This window comes from Microbulbifer sp. MI-G (genome assembly GCF_030440425.1).
GTDB classification, from domain to species: domain Bacteria; phylum Pseudomonadota; class Gammaproteobacteria; order Pseudomonadales; family Cellvibrionaceae; genus Microbulbifer; species Microbulbifer spongiae.
The window spans coordinates 1,698,277-1,715,947 of sequence record NZ_CP098023.1 but is presented as its reverse complement, the minus strand read 5'-3'; the positions used below and the strand labels follow the sequence as shown (position 1 = coordinate 1,715,947).

General features: G+C 53.7%; 17 protein-coding genes. 2 read left to right on the top strand and 15 right to left on the bottom strand.

Going from position 1 to position 17,671, the window contains the following annotated elements:
• The first annotated feature begins 26 nt into the window (after window positions 1-26).
• Window positions 27-1,298, top strand: coding sequence for an HlyC/CorC family transporter (locus tag M8T91_RS07380; RefSeq protein WP_301418296.1), 1,272 nt, complete (start codon window positions 27-29; stop codon window positions 1,296-1,298).
• A gap of 22 nt (window positions 1,299-1,320) precedes the next feature.
• Here M8T91_RS07380 and rnhB read toward each other — a convergent pair whose 3' ends face one another.
• The 15 genes from rnhB to rpsB form a co-directional block, all read right to left on the bottom strand.
• A complete protein-coding gene (gene rnhB / locus M8T91_RS07375; RefSeq protein WP_301418294.1) occupies window positions 1,321-1,938 on the bottom strand; it encodes a ribonuclease HII in 618 nt (205 codons plus the stop codon).
• A 6-nt stretch (window positions 1,939-1,944) separates the two neighbouring features.
• Window positions 1,945-3,102 (bottom strand): lipid-A-disaccharide synthase, encoded by a 1,158-nt coding sequence (gene lpxB, locus M8T91_RS07370; protein WP_301418292.1) that lies wholly within the window; start codon window positions 3,100-3,102, stop codon window positions 1,945-1,947.
• 109 nt (window positions 3,103-3,211) lie between these two features.
• Window positions 3,212-3,991: an acyl-ACP--UDP-N-acetylglucosamine O-acyltransferase gene (lpxA, locus tag M8T91_RS07365; protein ID WP_301418289.1), complete on the bottom strand. Its 780-nt coding sequence runs from the start codon at window positions 3,989-3,991 to the stop codon at window positions 3,212-3,214.
• 106 nt (window positions 3,992-4,097) lie between these two features.
• Window positions 4,098-4,535 carry a 3-hydroxyacyl-ACP dehydratase FabZ gene (fabZ, locus tag M8T91_RS07360; RefSeq protein WP_301418287.1) on the bottom strand — a complete coding sequence of 146 codons (438 nt, stop codon included), beginning with the start codon at window positions 4,533-4,535 and terminating at the stop codon, window positions 4,098-4,100.
• Window positions 4,536-4,620: 85 nt separating this feature from the next.
• Window positions 4,621-5,682, bottom strand: a complete 1,062-nt coding sequence (lpxD, locus tag M8T91_RS07355; RefSeq protein ID WP_301418285.1) for a UDP-3-O-(3-hydroxymyristoyl)glucosamine N-acyltransferase — start codon at window positions 5,680-5,682, stop codon at window positions 4,621-4,623.
• 12 nt (window positions 5,683-5,694) lie between these two features.
• Window positions 5,695-6,198, bottom strand: coding sequence for an OmpH/Skp family outer membrane protein (locus M8T91_RS07350; RefSeq protein WP_301418283.1), 504 nt, complete (start codon window positions 6,196-6,198; stop codon window positions 5,695-5,697).
• Between the two features lie 89 nt (window positions 6,199-6,287).
• On the bottom strand, window positions 6,288-8,837 hold the full coding sequence (bamA, locus tag M8T91_RS07345) for an outer membrane protein assembly factor BamA (protein WP_301418281.1): 2,550 nt from the start codon (window positions 8,835-8,837) through the stop codon (window positions 6,288-6,290).
• A 112-nt stretch (window positions 8,838-8,949) separates the two neighbouring features.
• Window positions 8,950-10,305: an RIP metalloprotease RseP gene (rseP, locus tag M8T91_RS07340; RefSeq protein ID WP_301418278.1), complete on the bottom strand. Its 1,356-nt coding sequence runs from the start codon at window positions 10,303-10,305 to the stop codon at window positions 8,950-8,952.
• A gap of 59 nt (window positions 10,306-10,364) precedes the next feature.
• Complete coding sequence (ispC, locus tag M8T91_RS07335) at window positions 10,365-11,549, bottom strand: 1-deoxy-D-xylulose-5-phosphate reductoisomerase (protein ID WP_301418276.1); 1,185 nt, start codon at window positions 11,547-11,549, stop codon at window positions 10,365-10,367.
• A gap of 95 nt (window positions 11,550-11,644) precedes the next feature.
• Window positions 11,645-12,490, bottom strand: coding sequence for a phosphatidate cytidylyltransferase (locus M8T91_RS07330; protein ID WP_301418274.1), 846 nt, complete (start codon window positions 12,488-12,490; stop codon window positions 11,645-11,647).
• A 125-nt stretch (window positions 12,491-12,615) separates the two neighbouring features.
• Window positions 12,616-13,371, bottom strand: coding sequence for a polyprenyl diphosphate synthase (gene uppS, locus M8T91_RS07325; protein ID WP_301418271.1), 756 nt, complete (start codon window positions 13,369-13,371; stop codon window positions 12,616-12,618).
• Complete coding sequence (gene frr, locus M8T91_RS07320; protein ID WP_301418269.1) at window positions 13,371-13,928, bottom strand: ribosome recycling factor; 558 nt, start codon at window positions 13,926-13,928, stop codon at window positions 13,371-13,373. Before frr ends, uppS begins: the two co-directional genes overlap by 1 nt.
• Window positions 13,925-14,662 (bottom strand): UMP kinase, encoded by a 738-nt coding sequence (gene pyrH / locus M8T91_RS07315; RefSeq protein ID WP_301418267.1) that lies wholly within the window; start codon window positions 14,660-14,662, stop codon window positions 13,925-13,927. Before pyrH ends, frr begins: the two co-directional genes overlap by 4 nt.
• Before the next feature lie 163 nt (window positions 14,663-14,825).
• A complete protein-coding gene (gene tsf / locus M8T91_RS07310) occupies window positions 14,826-15,689 on the bottom strand; it encodes a translation elongation factor Ts (RefSeq protein WP_301418265.1) in 864 nt (287 codons plus the stop codon).
• Window positions 15,690-15,803: 114 nt separating this feature from the next.
• A complete protein-coding gene (gene rpsB / locus M8T91_RS07305) occupies window positions 15,804-16,553 on the bottom strand; it encodes a 30S ribosomal protein S2 (RefSeq protein ID WP_301418263.1) in 750 nt (249 codons plus the stop codon).
• Window positions 16,554-16,843: 290 nt separating this feature from the next.
• Here rpsB and map point away from each other — a divergent pair, with 290 nt between their 5' ends.
• Window positions 16,844-17,614, top strand: coding sequence for a type I methionyl aminopeptidase (map, locus tag M8T91_RS07300; RefSeq protein ID WP_301418261.1), 771 nt, complete (start codon window positions 16,844-16,846; stop codon window positions 17,612-17,614).
• Window positions 17,615-17,671: the final 57 nt, after the last annotated feature.

The following is a 17,671-nucleotide window of genomic DNA, read 5'->3' as shown; positions in this document are numbered from 1 at the left end:
CGCTTCGAATCAAAAAGAGTTCTCCCTTGAACGAGATCCACCCGGGCCTGCTGTTCAGCCTGCTAGCCCTGCTGGTCGTCATATCAGCTTTTTTTTCCAGCTCCGAAACCAGCATGATGGCGCTGAACCGCTATCGCCTTCGGCACCAGGCCAAAAGCGGGCACCGCGGCGCTAAACGCGCCATGGAGCTGCTCGTGCGACCCGATAAGCTGATCGGGGTAATTTTGATCGGTAATAACCTGGTCAATATCCTTGCCTCTGTCATCGCCGGCGCAGTGTTTACCAAACTCTACGGCGATGCTGGAGTATTTTATGCCACCGCGGCACTCACTATCGTGATCCTGATTTTTGCCGAAGTAACCCCAAAAACCATTGCCGCCTTATACCCGGAGAAAGTCGCCTTTCCTGCGTCACTGATTTTGCAACCGCTGCTTTGGCTACTCACTCCACTGGTGTTGTTAGTCAGCAGCATTTCAAATGGGCTGGCGCGTTTGGTGGGTGTCGAGACCACTGTGGGAGGAGAATCAGAACACCTGGCCCCGGAGGAACTCAGAACTGTGGTTTTTGAGTCCGGCGCTTTGCTTCCCAGCAAACACAAGGGAATGCTGCTCAACGTACTGGACCTGGACCAGGCCACTGTGGAAGACATCATGATTCCCCGCAACGAAGTCATGGGTGTGGATTTGGAACATACTGCCGAGCAGATACTCCAGCAACTGGCCGAGAGCAGCTATACCCGCCTGCCGGTCTTTACAGGCGATATCAACCAAGTGGTTGGCATCCTACACCTGCGCCGCGCCGCGCAGATCCTGCGTGACGGCCCGCAGAATTTTTCCGTAGCACGCCTAAAATCTTTCACCGATGACCCCTACTTTGTACCCGAGGCAACACCACTGCCCACACTGTTGATGAATTTCCAGAAAACCAAACGCCGTATGGGACTGGTAGTGGACGAATACGGCGAAGTCATGGGGATTGTTACCCTGGAGGACCTGCTGGAGGAAATCGTCGGTGATTTTACCGCAAGTCCGGTGCCCAGCGATGACCAAGAGATAATCGCCACTGAAGACGGCTGGTATAGGATAGCGGGCGGCACATCCATGCGCGATATCAATCGTACTCTGGGTTGGCACCTGCCAACCGATGGCCCCAAAACCTTTAACGGCCTGGCCATGGAATATCTGGAAAGCATCCCCGACGGCAATATCAGTTTCTTTATCCAGAACTACCTGGTGGAGATTGAGGAAGTTTCCAATACAATGATCACTCGCGCACGCGTAAAGAAAATCAGCAGCTAGAGCGAATCCCTGCTGCCGAAAACTAAACCAAATCCATCAGCAATTGTTTTACCGGGGCAAAGCTCGCCCTGTGCACAGGACTGGGGCCTAGCTGCTGCAAAGCCTGTAGATGCATTTTGGTCGGATACCCTTTGTGCCGGGCCAATCCATATCCCGGATATTGTTTATCAAGCTCCACCAGCTCCCGGTCTCGCGTCACTTTTGCCAGAATAGAAGCCGCTGCAATGGCTGCAACCCGGTCATCTCCTTTCACCACCGTATCACACGGATAAGTCCAGTCCGGCTTTTTATTGCCGTCCACCAAGACATACTCCGGTTGCACAGATAGCTGTTCCACAGCGCGGCGCATGGCCAGTAAACTGGCTTGTAGAATATTGATCCGGTCAATCTCCTGCACCGTGGCACGGGCGATAGAGTAATCCAGCGCACGTGTACAAATCTGATCAAAGAGTAGTTTACGCTTTTTTTCGCTCAGTTTTTTTGAGTCGGCAAGACCTTCAATAGGGTAGGCCGGATCGAGAATGACCGCCGCCGCAACGACATCCCCAGCCAGGGGGCCGCGACCCACCTCATCGACACCGGCAAGCAACACGCCCTGATAAGTACAAATGTAAGGGGGGAGCACTTTTTGGGGACACATCCATTTCTATCCACTTTGCTTCAACAGGTTGCAGACAGCATCCGCTGCACGTTCGGAGGCATTGCAACGCAACTGTTGGTGAAGTTCATCAAATTCCCGCTGCAGTTGATCCCCCAGCAGCGGATCCTCAAAGTAACGCATCAAGGCAGCCCCGAGGTTTTCCGGAGTGGCATCGCTTTGCAATATTTCCGGCACCAACTCCCTCTGCGCCAGCAGATTGGGCAGCGACACCCAGGGAGTATGTAACATTCGGGATATAATAGCGTAGGAAACTCTGCCCAACTTGTAAGCCACCACCATCGGTTTCTTCAACAGCATCGTTTCCAGAGTGGCAGTGCCCGAGGCGATCAATACACAGTCTGCAACGGTAAGCGCCGTTTGAGCGTGGCCTTCCAATACAGTTACCGGCAGCCCATTAAAACGCTGTAACTGCTGATTGATCTCTGAAAAACGCAGTCTGTTGGCGGCGGGCAGGACAAACCTGATATCCGGATTGCGCTGGTGGCACCAGCGGGCAGCCTGCAAGAACAGTGGTCCAAGTAAGCGCACTTCTCCAGCACGACTGCCTGGAAGCAGGGCGATGACTCTATCGCTATCCGCAAAACCCAGTTCCCGGCGCTTTGCTGAGCCATGGACCTGCAATGGAATTTCATCGGCAAGAGGGTGCCCGACAAAGGTTACCGGTATTTGGTTTTCCCGGTAAAATTTGGCCTCAAAGGGCAGCAATGTCAGCATATGGTTCACTGCGCGGGCAATCTTTTTAACCCTTCCCCGCCGCCAGGCCCACACTGAGGGACTCACATAATGTACAGTTTTGATCCCCTCAACTTTGAGGGATTCTTCCAGAGACAAATTGAAATCCGGCGCGTCGATGCCAATAAAGAGATCTGGTGGATTCTTGATAAAATACTGACAAAGAGCACGGCGGATTCTTAACAGCTCAGGCAGACGCCTCAAAGGCTCTACCAGCCCCATCACCGACAGGCGCTCCATGGCAAACAGGGATTTTGCACCCAGAGCCAGCATACACGGGCCAGCGATACCTTCGAATACCACCCCAGGCAGGCGCTTTTGCAGTGCAGCCATTAGACCCGCACCCAGAATATCCCCAGAGGCCTCACCGACCACCACACCAATGCGAAACGGCTTATGCTCTTCTGACACGCCTTAAAATCCCTCTGCATGAAAGCTGGCCCCATGAAGCCAGGCGTCATTCACTCAAAGACCCATCCGGGAAAGCGAGGCTGACGGTTTCTGCCTAAATCCCGTGAGACTAACGGACAATACCGCGGGTGGAGAATTGCAATGAATCAATCCAGGGCTGAATGACAGCAGATTGTTCGCGCAGCTCCACCAGTGCCTGTAGAGCTTCCTGTTGCGTCAGCCCGCGCCTATACACAGTTTTATAGGCCTTGCCGATCAGCGCGGTTTCCTCGCGGGAGAATCCGCGACGACGCAATCCCTCTACGTTAAAGGTTTTTGCTTCAGCCGGGTTTCCGGCAACCATCACATATGCCGGTACATCTTTGCCAACAGCAGCTCCCATACCAAGAAAAGCATGCTCACCGATGGTACAGTATTGATGCACTAAGCTATACCCACTGAGGATGGCCCAATCCCGCACAACCACGTGGCCGGCAAGGGCCACATTGTTAACCAGAATGGTATTGTTGCAAATTACACTGTCATGGCCGACATGGGCGTAAGCCATGATCAGATTATCATTGCCGATGGTAGTCTCTCCGCGATCTTGCACTGTGCCACGGTGAATGGTTACCCCTTCCCGGATCACGTTATTATCTCCAACAACCAGCGTGGTCTCCTCCCCCTGGTACTTCTTATCCGGAGTATCCTGACCTACCGTGGCAAACTGGTAAATACGGTTGTTCTTTCCCAGACTGCTCGGCCCACTCAGAACCACATGCGAGGCAATATCACAACCATCCCCTATTTCCACTCCAGGTCCGACAATAGAGTAGGCGCCGATACTCACCCCAGAACCAATGATTGCCGTTGGGTCAACAATCGCTGTGGGGTGGATAGTTGTCTGCATTCTGGAACCTACTCCTCAGATAGTGGACACTGCGGGTACCATAAACTTAACGCCGCAACAGAGAAGCCGAAAGATTGGCCATTCTCATGCCGGCGGTGCAAAATGGCTACACTTTCTTCACAGCACACAGGATCTCCGCAGAAGCTGCCAGTTCACTGCCGACACTGGCCTGACAGGAAAATTTCCAGATATTGCGACGTACAGAGACCGATACAGATTCGAGATCCAATCGGTCTCCGGGAATCACTTGGCGTTTAAAGCGCACCTTATCGACACCGCCAAAGAGGTACAGGTAGCCGTCTTCAGGCTTCTTACCAGAGCTTTTGAACCCAAGAATCCCGGAGACCTGTGCCATAGCTTCAATAATCATAACCCCAGGGAAGATGGGCATCTGCGGAAAATGCCCGTTGAAAACCTCTTCATTCACTGAAATGTTCTTATAGCCCTTGATAGACTTTCCCGTTTCGAACTCCACAACGCGGTCCACCAGCAAAAAAGGATAGCGGTGTGGCAGGTACTCGCGAATTTCACATACATCCATCATTCCAAATGCCCCCAGAAACCACTTCGGGGCGATAAACGCCCCGAAAACAACAAAGCCAAGTTTGATCCATTCACTACCAGCCGCTTCATCCCTCCCCATCAATATGGCGGGACAACGCTTCCAGCTGTTTTTCCAAGTCCTTCAGCCTCTTCGCCATTTTGTCCAGCCGCCCAAAACGCACCGCATTGCGGCGCCAGGTAGGGCTATCGGAAAAAGGCAGGGCACCGGAATAACTGCCCGGACTGTCAATGGACTTGGTCACAAAAGTATCGGCGGTCACAGTACAGCCATCGGCAATCGTCACATGCCCTGCGATACGCGAGCACCCAGCCAGGGCACAATGCTTCCCAATGACTGCACTGCCGGCAATCCCTGAACAAGCAGCAATGGCTGTGTAGTCACCAATCTTCACATTGTGCGCGATTTGAACCAGATTGTCGATCTTAACCCCGCTGCCAATAATGGTATCGCCCAGGGCCCCGCGATCAACACAGGTATTGGCTCCTATTTCGACATCATCGCCAATATTTACCCCGCCGAGTTGATAAATCTTGATCCACTCCTGCTGGTGATGTGCAAAGCCGAAACCATCGGCCCCAATTACCGCCTGACTGTGGATAATACAATCTCTGCCCAGGCTGCAACGGTGGTGCACAACAGCACCGGCGTGCAAACAACTGCCCGCACCTATAATAGCCCCCTCCCCCACAAAGCAATTGGCCCCCAGAGAGACATTGGGGCCAATTTTGGCATATCTTTCCACTACAGCGCCGGCGGCCACACTGGCACTGGAGGCAATTTCAGCATCGGGGTGAACCGCTGCCGAGGGATGAATACCGACCTCCGCTTGTGGTGCTGAGTTAAACAGGGCTGTCGCACGGGCAAAAGCGAGATAGGGATTTTCGACACAGAGCACGGAAACCGGGCAATCGTCGGCAAACTCCTCAGTGACCAACACCGCACCGGCAGCAGTATTTTTTAGGAAGCGGCGGTAGGCGGCACTGGCCAGGAAAGCCAGGTGGCTGGCTCCGGCATCCTGCAAAGTACTGAGACCGGAAATTTCGTATCGGGAGTCCACACCGGGCGCCAGACGCAGCTCAGCGCCCAGTACCCGTGCAAGATGGGCCAGAGACAAATTGTCACTCATAGAAGCTAGGGATTACTTTTCTGCATTCATGCGCTTTACAACTGCCAGCGTGAGGTCGACCTGGGGGCTGGCAAAAAACGCTGTATTGGCATCCAATACCAGATCCAGCTTCTGCTCTTTGATAATCGCTTCCAGTGCGGCCTTGGCCTTGGGTCCCAGGGAAGTTTGTATTTCCTGACCTACCTGGGCCTCCATCGCGCGCAACTTTTTAACCGCGGTCTCGAAATCGGAGCGTTTGAAATTCACCTTGCGCTGGTACTCGGTCTTCTGCTCATCGGACCAGGTCACACTGTTTTTCTGGGCATCCTCTTGCATTTTCTGCACCTCGGAACGAATCGACTCCGCGCTACTTTGCAGCTTGGAGTATTCGGAGCTGGTTTTTAAAGAATTCACTTTTGACTTGGCCACATCCGTGCTCATGATGGCAGCCTGCAGATTTAATATCGCAATTTTGGTCTGCGCCAGTGCAGCGCCGGACAGAGTCATACCAACTAGCAGAACTGCGATAGTTTTCACACTTTTAAGCACTTTTGTTTCTCCAATCAATGTTATTTTTACGGTGCTCGATTTGCACCATACATACCCTTTCCTGTGAGACTGTAAGGTTAGAAGCTGTTACCCAGGGTAAACTGGAAGACCTCCTCCTCATCATCCTCGTTTTTCTTCAATGGCTTGGCCAAACTGAAGGTAAGCGGGCCAAAACCGGTAATCCAGGTCAGACCCAAACCCGCGGAAATATTCATTTTACCAAAATCTACATCGTAACAGTTAATCTGGGTATCGCCACAGCTGGTATCGAATACATTGCCTGCATCGATAAAGAAGGCCGACTGCAGAGACCGTTGATCCTTGATAAACGGCAATGGGAATATCACCTCTGCACTGCCTTCAATTAAGATATTGCCGCCGAAGGGGTCTGCATCATCAACCGGAAAAGTATCTAAGCGACCATCAGAATCTACCGCATAGCAAGTTTGAGTAATTTCTCCATCTACGGTCGCACAAGGTAACAAAGTCAGCCGTTCCGCAGGCGTAGACCGGGGCCCAAGAGTATTGCGCTCAAACCCGCGTACCGATCCGAAGCCCCCGGCATAAAAGTTTTCAAAAAACGGCAACTCGTCGAGGTTCCCATAACCATCCCCGTAACCCAAACGGGTACGCAGGCGCAAAGTCAGGCTTCTGGTCAGTGGGCGGAAATACTGGCCGGTATAGATAAACTTATAATATTCAAGATCACTGCCGGGTACGGTGAATTCCACGGAAAAATTTTGAGAGGCCCCGCGCGTGGCCAGAATCCCGCGGTTCAACGTGGAGCGCGCATAGGAGGCGGTCAGACTCAGGTTATCAAACGAATCCCCGTAACGATCAATAAAACCATCGGAAGGAAACAAGCCCTCAGTGAGTGGCATTGCCAAGTCCAAATCTACAGGATCCTCCTCTTGGGAAGCTGCAACCACTTCCTGAGAATCTACCCTGGTAATAACCCCGTCTATCCCAATCAGTGGAGTCGGGCTCGAAGCAATTTCCTGCACCGAAGTCGAACTTGTAGAGAGCTCGAGGTGACTGAGCCCAATATTCAAACCCACACGGGAGATTTCAGAGACCGGATAACCAAAACTCACACCACCACCATAAGTTTCGGTATTAAATTCAGACAGGTTGACCTCAGAATAGTCATTTTTTCGATAATAAATATTGAAGCCACGACTGACGCCATCTGGCGTAAAGTAAGGGTCCAGATAGGAAAAGTTAACAGCGGTCTGGTATGTTGAAGCATTCAAACCAATGCCAACCGATTTACCCGTGCCCATCCAGTTGTTTTCCTGAATATTGGCCCCCAGTACAAGGCCGCTGGTCTCGGCATAGCCGAGGGTTCCGCCAATAGAACCAGAGGGTTGCTCCTCGACCGTATACTCCACATCAATCTGGTCTGAGGTTCCCGGAACTTCGGTAGTTTCAACCTCAACCTCCTTAAAGAAGCCGAGCCGTTCGAGGCGGACTTTTGACTGTTCAATACGTGCAGACGAGGCCGAAGCGGATTCCATCTGGCGCATTTCGCGGCGCAATACTTCATCTGAGGTGCGGGTATTGCCGCGAAAATTGATACGTCGTACATAGGCGCGCTTGCCGGGATTAATAAAGAAGGTGACCTTCACCGTCTTTTCTTCTCTATTCGGCTCGGGGATGCCGTTGACCTCCGCAAAGGTATACCCTTCATTGCCCAGGCGCTTGGTAATATAATCGGAAGTGGTGGTCATCAGCACCTGGGAGAAAGTCTGGCCCTCGCGCACAAGCAGTAACCGCTGGATTTCCTCCTCCGGAACAACCGGGTCACCAGCCAGATCCACCTCACTCACGGTATAAACATCGCCCTCGATCACATTCACAGTAATAAAAACACTGCGTTTGTCCGGGCTCAGGGAGACCTGGGTGGAGTCAATCTGGAAATCGAGATAACCGCGGTCTAGGTAATAAGACTCCAGACGTTCCAAATCGCCAGTCAGTTTCTCTCGGGAATATTTGTCGTCACTGCGCAGCCAGGACAACCAGCCCGTAGTCTGTAGTTCAAAAATTTCCGCCAGTTCCTCATCGGAAAAGGCGCGATTGCCGACAATATTAATATGCTTGATGGCAGCGACCGAGCCCTCATCCACAATAATCTTGAGTTCTACCTGATTTCGCGGCAACTCTTTCACTTCGGTTTTTACACTGGCACCGTAACGCCCCTGCGCCACATACTGGCGCTGAAGCTCCTGGGCCAGCCCTTCCAGGGTCGCACGCTTAAAGATCTGGCCTTCGGCAAGGCCATTTTCCTGCATGCCCTTTAGCAGGTCTTCCGTTGAGATAGCCTTGTTGCCGGTAATCTCAATCTTGGATATCGCCGGGCGCTCTCTCAGTGTGACAACCAGGACGCCATTTTCACGGCCGATCTGAATATCTTCAAAGTAGCCAGTGCGGAAAAGCGCTCGGGTCGCACCCTGAATATCCAGAGCCTCAATTTCATCACCCACTCTAACCGGGAGCGCAGAGAATACCGTACCGGCCGAAACGCGCTGCAACCCTTCCACGCGGATATCGTTGACCACGAACGACTGCGCTATCGCACTCAACGGCAATACCAGGCCGAGGGAGGCCGCTTTGAGGAAATCTTTCATCTACTAATTCCGAGTCTTTTTATTCGCGCACCAGGGATGCAAGTACCCTGTGAGCACCCACTTCCCGGCACCATTTCCCTTCACACTGTTTGGACGGCAACTATCCAACAGGTCACAAGCGCAAAATGTCATTGTACAGCGCCAATCCCATGATGCAGAGGACCAATACCATACCCACTTGCATTCCAATCACCTGAACCCGTTCTGACACAGGTGAGCCCTTGATCGCCTCAATACCATAGTAGAGGAGATGGCCGCCATCGAGTACCGGAATAGGGAGCAGGTTGAGTACACCGAGCGTGATACTGAGCAGCGCCAGCAGAGACAGAAAGGACTGCCAACCCGCCTCTGCGGAAGTACCCGCCACTTTAGCAATGGTAATGGGGCCACTCAAGTTTTTGGTTGAAATCTGACCAAATATCAACTTCTTCAAACTATGCAAGGTAAACAGGGTTTTATCCCAGGTTTCCTGCAATCCCTTGTAGAAAGCCCCACCAATACCGTAGTGAAAAACCCGAATCCGATCCTCCGGCCAGGGTTCTGAAAATGGTAGCACCCCGATCTGACCAACAAGTTCACCACTGTCGAGGGCAACCTCTGCGGGGGTCACCGGCAGAGTCAGCCTCTCACCCTGTCGCTCCACCTCAACCTGGATGGGGATGCCGGCATGGGCACGCACATACCGACTCCAGTCTTCCCAGTCCGAAAATGCCTGGCTATCGGTACCAACAATCTTATCACCGGCACGAAGACCAGCGGTACTGGCAGCACTGCCCTCAACAACGCGATAAAGTGTCATACTGGCCGGCGGCGTCCAGAGTTCGAGCCCCACCCCGACCAGTGGGTCAGGCACCTCCTGGCCCGATAGCCAGCGATCGATGTCTGCCGCTGCATGGTATTCAAGGTTTGAATCAGGGTAGCGCACGGAGAATTCTATGACACCACTATCTCCGAGGCGGTTGGCCAAACGCCAGTTCAGCGCCTGGCGGGTTGGAGTTGCCTCACCATCTACAGCGATAATTTCCTGGCCGGGCTCAAGCCCGGCAGCCTCAGCAATACTGCCGGGTTTCACAGCCTGCACTATAGGCACAGGGCCGGCTGCCCCGCCCATAAACACCACCCAAAATAAAACAATCGCCAGGAGAAAATTCGCTACCGGCCCGGCAGCAGCAATGGCAATGCGCGCCCAAACACTCTTGCGGTTGAAGGCTTGTTCTACCTGATTGGGGGCAACAGGCCCCTCCCGCTCATCCAGCATCTTGACGTAACCGCCAAGGGGGATGGCCGAGAGTGTAAATTCCGTGCCGTGTCGGTCATAGCGTGAGATAAGGCGGCGGCCAAAACCCACCGAAAAGCGCAGCACTTTAACCCCAAAAAGCCGTGCTACAAGGAAGTGCCCAAACTCGTGGAAAGATACCAGCACACCGAGAGCCACCAGGGCCCAGATTACCGTCTGAATCAGGTCCATATGCAATTACAGTTTCTTTATCATGCGCAAACCCCGCCATTATACGCCCTATCCTATGGCTAGAGAGCCCCTATTACCTGCCGGGCCAATTCTCGCGCATTGAGATCAGTTGCTTCGACTGTTTCGAGCCCGGTCAGTTCAACCACCGGAGCACGATTCATGACTTTCTCTATAGCAGTTGCAATGCTGGTAAACGCCAGCCGCCCCTGTAAAAAGGCCTCAACTGCCACTTCATTAGCCGCATTCAAGACCGTGGGTGCACTGCCCGCCGCATCAATTGCCTCTCTGGCCAAACGCAGACATGGAAAGCGGTGAAAGTCCGGCGCCTTAAAGTCGAGCCGTCCCTGGGCGATCAGATCGAGGGCCGGAACGCCCGCATCCATGCGCTGCGGAAAAGCCAGCGCATGAGCAATTGGGGTACGCATATCCGGATTGCCCATCTGGGCCAGTAACGACCCATCCCGGTACTGCACCATTGAGTGCACAATACTCTGTGGATGCACCACTACCTCAATCTGTTCAGGGCGCGCACCGAACAGAAAACAGGCCTCAATGAACTCCAGCCCCTTATTCATCATGGTGGCGGAGTCCACAGAGATCTTCCGCCCCATGGACCAGTTCGGGTGCGCACAGGCCTCATCCGGTGTGACCCGGTGCAGATCCTCCCTGGCACGGGTTCGAAAAGGACCACCGGAGCCGGTGAGCAGTATCTTTTCAACACCCGAGTTTTCCAGGCTCTCACAGGGATATGGCAGACACTGAAAGATCGCGTTGTGCTCGCTATCAATAGGCAGCAATTGTGCACCATTGGCCCGCAGCGCGCGCAGGAACACCGGTCCGGCCATCACCAGTGCCTCCTTGTTTGCAAGCAACACTTTTTTGCCAGACTCCACCGCAGCAAGCGTTGGACGCAATCCGGCCGCACCAATGATCGCCGCCATCACGGTGTCCACTTCAGCGTCCGATGCCACCTTGCACAGCCCTTCCACGCCTGATAAAACCTCGGTGTTGCCCTCACCGGCCAGCAGAGACTGCAACTCCTGTGCGCGTCGCGCGCCGGCAACCACGGCGAAGCGGGGGCTAAAACGCCTGCACTGCTGGGCCAGCTCGGCAACTCGGTCGCGGGCTGTCAAGGCATAAATGGAGTACTGCTGCGGGTGGCGTGCGAGTACATCGAGCGTACTGACCCCAACTGAACCTGTAGAGCCAAGCACAGTTACGGTTTGCGGAGATCTATTTCGCATGAGTTCTCATTGTACCTCCGGGCCAAAAGGACTTCCGGCTCAGCCCCATTGGCAGGAGCACGGAGAGACACGTGTTACAAATTTATCGGCGCCAGCTAGAGATATTTGTGCAGTTCACTGGCCAGCGCGGCCATGGTAAACACCGGCAAAGCCGCACAAAGGCTGTCGATCCTGTCCATAACCCCACCGTGGCCAGGCAATATTCGGCTGCTGTCTTTAATGCCACGGTGACGCTTAAACATACTCTCCAGCAAATCGCCAATGACCGAGGCGAGTGCCGTTACCAACACTCCGAAGGTAAAAAGAAGCGTGTTCTTCAAGGGCAGTTGAAACAGGAATGAGGTTGCAAGGGCGAGGATCAGGCAGGCACCCAATCCCCCAAAAAAACCCTCCCACGACTTGCCGGGACTCACCTCTCTGGCCAGTTTGCGTCTGCCGAACTTGCGACCGACAAAATAGGCGCCCACATCCGCGGATACCACAATGGCCACAACGTAGAGTACCAGCCAAGCGCCGTGATCGAGTCCACGCAGGATCACCAAAGACAGCCAACTGGGCACCAACACAACCAGACCAACCAGTCCGCGAATCCAACGGTTACCCCATAGCACGGCACTGGCCGGATAACTCTGTACCCATAGAAAAGCCAGTGCCCACCAACCACAGGCAACCGCCAGTATTTGGCGTCCGCGGTCGATATCCGGAGAACTGAAATCCATTGAAAACACATACTGGGCAGTGGCTATCAGGGCGCCACCCAGCGAGGAGAGAAAAACTAGGCGCAGTGCGCGGTTGAGATTGGAAAGGTTGGCCCATTCCCAGCCACCCAGCAAAATCACGGCGACAAACACCAGCGAATACCATTGCATCGGCAACAGAAATAAAACCCCGGAAAACAGTGCCAGTAAGGCCAAAGCAGTAATTATTCTTTGTTTTAGCACCGCAAACCCCTTATATCTGCACCCGTACTCTGCCTGCATATATCGCGCCGATCAAGAACACTCTCTATAGTATCCCCAAAAACTTTGCGCCGGCAAAAAATGACTCCGCATCCAGCCGGTATCAATCAGACTGGCACAGCACTGTCATCGGCCCCGGCTCGCCCACCAAAGCGCCGGTCACGCTGCTTAAACAACGCGATTGCCTCATCCAGGGCGGCCTCGCCAAAATCAGGCCACAATATATCGGTAAAAAAGAATTCGCTGTAAGCGGCTTGCCACAAAATAAAATTGCTGATGCGCTGCTCCCCACTGGATCTTATTAACAGATCTACCGGCGGCAAATCGGCGAGTTGCATTTGACCTTCCATTGCCTCCTCATCAATAGACTCTACTGTGCGCTTGCCATCTGCCACCTCTTCGGCAAGCCTGCGCGCAGCCTGGGCAATATCCCAGCGCCCACCGTAATCTGCCGCAATCACCAGGTCACCCTGCTCTCCACCGCAGGTAATCTCCTCCGCCTCGGCAATGGCGCGCTGAAGACGCAGAGAAAAGCGGTCACGCCGCCCAATCACCCTCAGGCGCACACCTTCGTCGCACATACGCCGGGCCTCTTTGCGCAAATAAGAGTGAAACAGGCGCATCAACAGCGCCACCTCTTTAGGTGGACGCTGCCAGTTCTCACTGGAAAAAGCGAATAGCGTCAATACTTTTACACCACGATTTCTGCACGCAGACAACAAATCGCGGATACGCTCAGCCCCTGCCTTGTGGCCTGCCGAAGGAGAGAGTCCCCGACGCGCGGCCCAGCGTCCGTTGCCATCCATAATGATGGCGATATGCCTGGGGCCGGGATCAGTCACCTCGGTACCACCTAAGGCCATTAAATTTCCATCAGATCTTTTTCTTTAGCCACAAGTGCCTGATCGACACCCGCAACAAACTGATCGGTAATTTTCTGGATCTCATCGCCAGCACGACGCTCGTCATCTTCTGAAATTTCCTTATCCTTGACCAAAGACTTCACTACGGTCAGCGCATCGCGACGGATATTGCGAATGGAAACACGTGCGGTTTCCGCTTCGCCCTTGGCCTGGCGAATAAAATTCTTGCGGGTTTCCTCAGTCAGCGCAGGCATGGGGATACGAATAACCACGCCGGCAGTGCTGGGATTCAATCCAAGATCAGACTTCATAATCGCTTTTTCGATATCCGGCACCAGGCTTTTTTCCCAGGGCGTTACCGACAGAGTGCGCGCATCTTCTACGGTGATATTGGCCACCTGGGACAGCGGTGTATCAGCACCGTAATAAGAGACATGAATGCCATCGAGAATACTCGGGTGCGCGCGACCGGTACGGATCTTATTGAAAGTGCCGGCCAGTGCATCGAGCGCTTTGCTCATTCGAGCCCGGGCATCCTGTTTGATATCTTCAATCACGATTTCACCTCCTCTTCAATTAGCGTGCCTTCCTCACCGCCCACCACGATATTGAGTAGCGCACCAGCTTTATCCATGCGAAAAACCCGCACGGGCATGTTGTGCTCACGGCAGAGACAAATTGCAGTCAAGTCCATCACACCCAGCTTTTTATTCAACACTTCGTCGTAGGTCAGCTGGTCATAACGAGCCGCTGCGGGGTCGAGCACTGGGTCGGCTGAGTAGACACCATCTACCTTGGTGGCCTTAAGCACCAGTTCCGCTTCAATCTCGATCCCACGCAAACACGCTGCGGAGTCTGTGGTAAAAAAGGGATTGCCAGTGCCAGCAGCAAAAATCAGCACTTCGCCCCGTTCCAGATAGCGAATTGCAGCGCGACGGTCGTAATGGTCAACAATACCGCTCATTTGAATGGATGACATGACCCGCGAGGAGATATCGGATCTCTCCAGAGCATCGCGCAGAGCCAGAGCATTCATTACCGTTGCCAGCATTCCCATATGGTCGCCGGTAACGCGATCGAGGCCAGCGGCGTTCAGCGCAGCGCCTCGGAACAGGTTGCCACCCCCGACTACCAAGCCAACCTGTACCCCAATGCCCACCAGTTGACCAATCTCCAGGGCCATTTTATCCAGCACTTTGGGACTGATACCAAAGCCCTGATCACCCATCAGTTCTTCACCGCTGAGTTTTAAGAGAATTCTCTTGTATTTGCGATCCTTAATTCCGGGCATGCGTCGGTCCTCTCCTAGATACCTGTTTAGTGGCCAAGCACTGGCGCCGAACATCCTAATGCTATCTGCTATTTACACAGGGGCATGTCCCACTGCATTCTCAGTAAGCGCAGTTGAGACACCCCAGCAGTGCACGGGCATCAATAGCGCCCTCACTTCACGATCAGGAAGTGGACTTAACCTGCGCGGCAACTTCGGCTGCGAAGTCCACTTCCTCTTTCTCGATCCCTTCACCCACTTCAAAACGCACAAAGGAAACCACATCGGCACCGGCCTCTTTCACCAGTTTGCCGATACTCACATCCGGGTTTTTAACAAACGGCTGTTCAACCAGGCTGTTCTCTTTGAGGAACTTCTTGATTCGACCACCCATCATCTTCTCAACGATTTCCGCCGGCTTGCCATCCATGTCGGGCTGAGCCTTGATGATGTCCTTCTCTTTCTCAAGAACATCCTCAGGCATATCCTCCGGCTTGTTCACCTGCGGGTTGACCGCAGTCACGTGCATGGCAACGTCTTTCGCCAATTCGGTATTGCTGCCGCTGAGGGCCACCAGCGCGGCGATACGACTGTTAGAGTGCACATAAGCACCGACAACCGGGGCTTCCACTAGCTGGATACGGCGCACACCAATATTCTCACCAATTTTCTGTACCAGAGCCTCGCGAGCGCTCTCCAGCTCGCCTTCCATCAGCGCAGCAACATCCCGCTGGCGTTCAGAGAATGCCTTTTCGACCACCTTTGCAACAAACAATTGAAAATTTTCGTCGCGGGCGACGAAGTCGGTTTCCGAGTTCACTTCAACCAATACGCCGAAGCTGCCGTCTTCGGCAACTTTTCCAGCAACAACGCCATCTGCAGCAGTGCGACCAGCCTTCTTCGCCGCCTTCAGACCGGAGGCTTTGCGCAGATCCTCAATCGCTTTCTCGATATCGCCATCCGCTGCAGTGAGCGCCTTTTTACACTCCATCATTGGGAGACCGGTGCGCTCGCGCAATTCTTTTACCATAGACGCGGTAATCGCCATGATTAAATCCTCGGGGTTCTATTACTAAAAATTAGAAAAAAGGGGCCGTTACCCGGGCCCCTTTTTTAAGTTCGCAGTGTAACGCTACTGTGCTACACCATGGCATCCAGCAAATTACTCTGCAGCCGCTTCATCATCACTAGCTTCAACGTATTCGTCTTTTTTGGTCACAGCACTGCCGGCCTCGGTCGCACCGGCAAGTACTGCGTCCGCCACCGCTGTGGTGTAAAGCTTAATAGCGCGGATCGCGTCGTCGTTGCCGGGAATCACATAATCGACGCCAGAGGGATCGCTGTTGGTATCGACAACACCGATGACCGGAATGCCCAGCTTGTTCGCCTCCTGGATAGCAATGCGCTCGTGCTCAACATCAATAACAAAGACCGCGTCAGGCAGACCGCCCATATCCTTGATACCCCCAATAGAGCGCTCCAGCTTCTCCATGGTGCGGGTGCGCATCAGAGCTTCCTTCTTGGTCAGCTTTTCAAAGGTACCATCCCGGGATTGGGTTTCCAGATCGCGAAAACGCTTGATAGAAGCGCGGATCGTTTTGTAGTTGGTGAGCATTCCACCCAGCCAGCGATTACTGACGTAAGGCTGGCCACAGCGCTCAGCCTGCTCTTTAACAGACTTCTGTGCGGCGCGCTTGGTGCCTACGAACAGTATCTTTTTTTTCTGGGCAGCCATCCCCTTGATCACCTGCAGGGCTTCATTAAAAGCCGGCACAGTGTGCTCAAGGTTGATGATGTGAATCTTATTACGGGCGCCAAAGATGAATTGACCCATCTTCGGGTTCCAATAGCGGGTCTGGTGGCCAAAATGGACACCGGCCTGCAACATGTCGCGCATGCTTACTTGCGGCATAATAAACCTTTAACTGTACGGGTTAGACTTCCACACATCCCATGCATCAACCCCTCTCGAGGCACCCAGATACATGTGCCGATGCGTGTTCGGCATTTTTCGCCCCGAAAGCTCGAAGTAGTCGGGAGCGGCGCGCTTTATACCACAATCCCCAACCCGAGTGAAGATAGGCAGGCAATAAGCCCGCCCCAGTGCAGCCGGGACCGGCACGGTATGCCCCGCCAGCGGCAATCCGCTACAATGGCGCCTTGTATCGGGCCCCTCCCTTGACACAGAGACAAAGGATACGCATGACTTCGATCATCAAGACCCCGGAACAGATCGCCAAGATGCGCACTGCAGGTCGCCTCGCTGCAGAGGTCCTGGAAATGATTGGCGAGTATGTCGTCCCCGGAGTCAGTACGGAAGAATTGGACCAGCGCTGCCACGACCATATAGTCAATGTACAAAAAGCGATCCCCGCCTGCCTCGGCTACCGCGGTTTTCCCAAATCCATCTGTACTTCGGTTAACGAAGTGGTTTGCCACGGTATACCGTCCAAAAACAAGATCTTGAAAAAGGGGGACATCATCAATATTGATGTCACCGTCATCAAAGATGGCTGGTACGGCGACACCAGTAAAATGTTCTTTGCCGGCAAACCTGCGACACATGCCGAGCGCCTGGTGCGCGTCACCCAGGAATGCCTGTACAAAGCTATCGAGATAGTACGTCCAGGCACAACCCTCGGTGACATCGGCCACGTTATACAGCAACACGCAGAAAAGAATTACTACTCCGTGGTGCGTGATTTCTGTGGTCACGGTATCGGCGACGTCTTCCACGAGGAGCCACAAATATTGCACTACGGCCAGCCGGGCACTGGGGACGCACTGAGGGAGGGCATGACCTTCACCATCGAGCCAATGATCAACGCGGGCAAAGCCGTTACCCGTGTCCTCAGTGACGGCTGGACTGCTATTACCAAAGACCGTCGCCTGTCTGCACAGTGGGAACACACAATGGCAGTCACCGACAGCGGCGTGGAGATACTGACCGCAAGGAGCGAAGAGCATTTTTAGCCAGCACGCTGTACGCATCACAACGCCCGGCTTCGGTTGATTGATGCTGGGACTCCC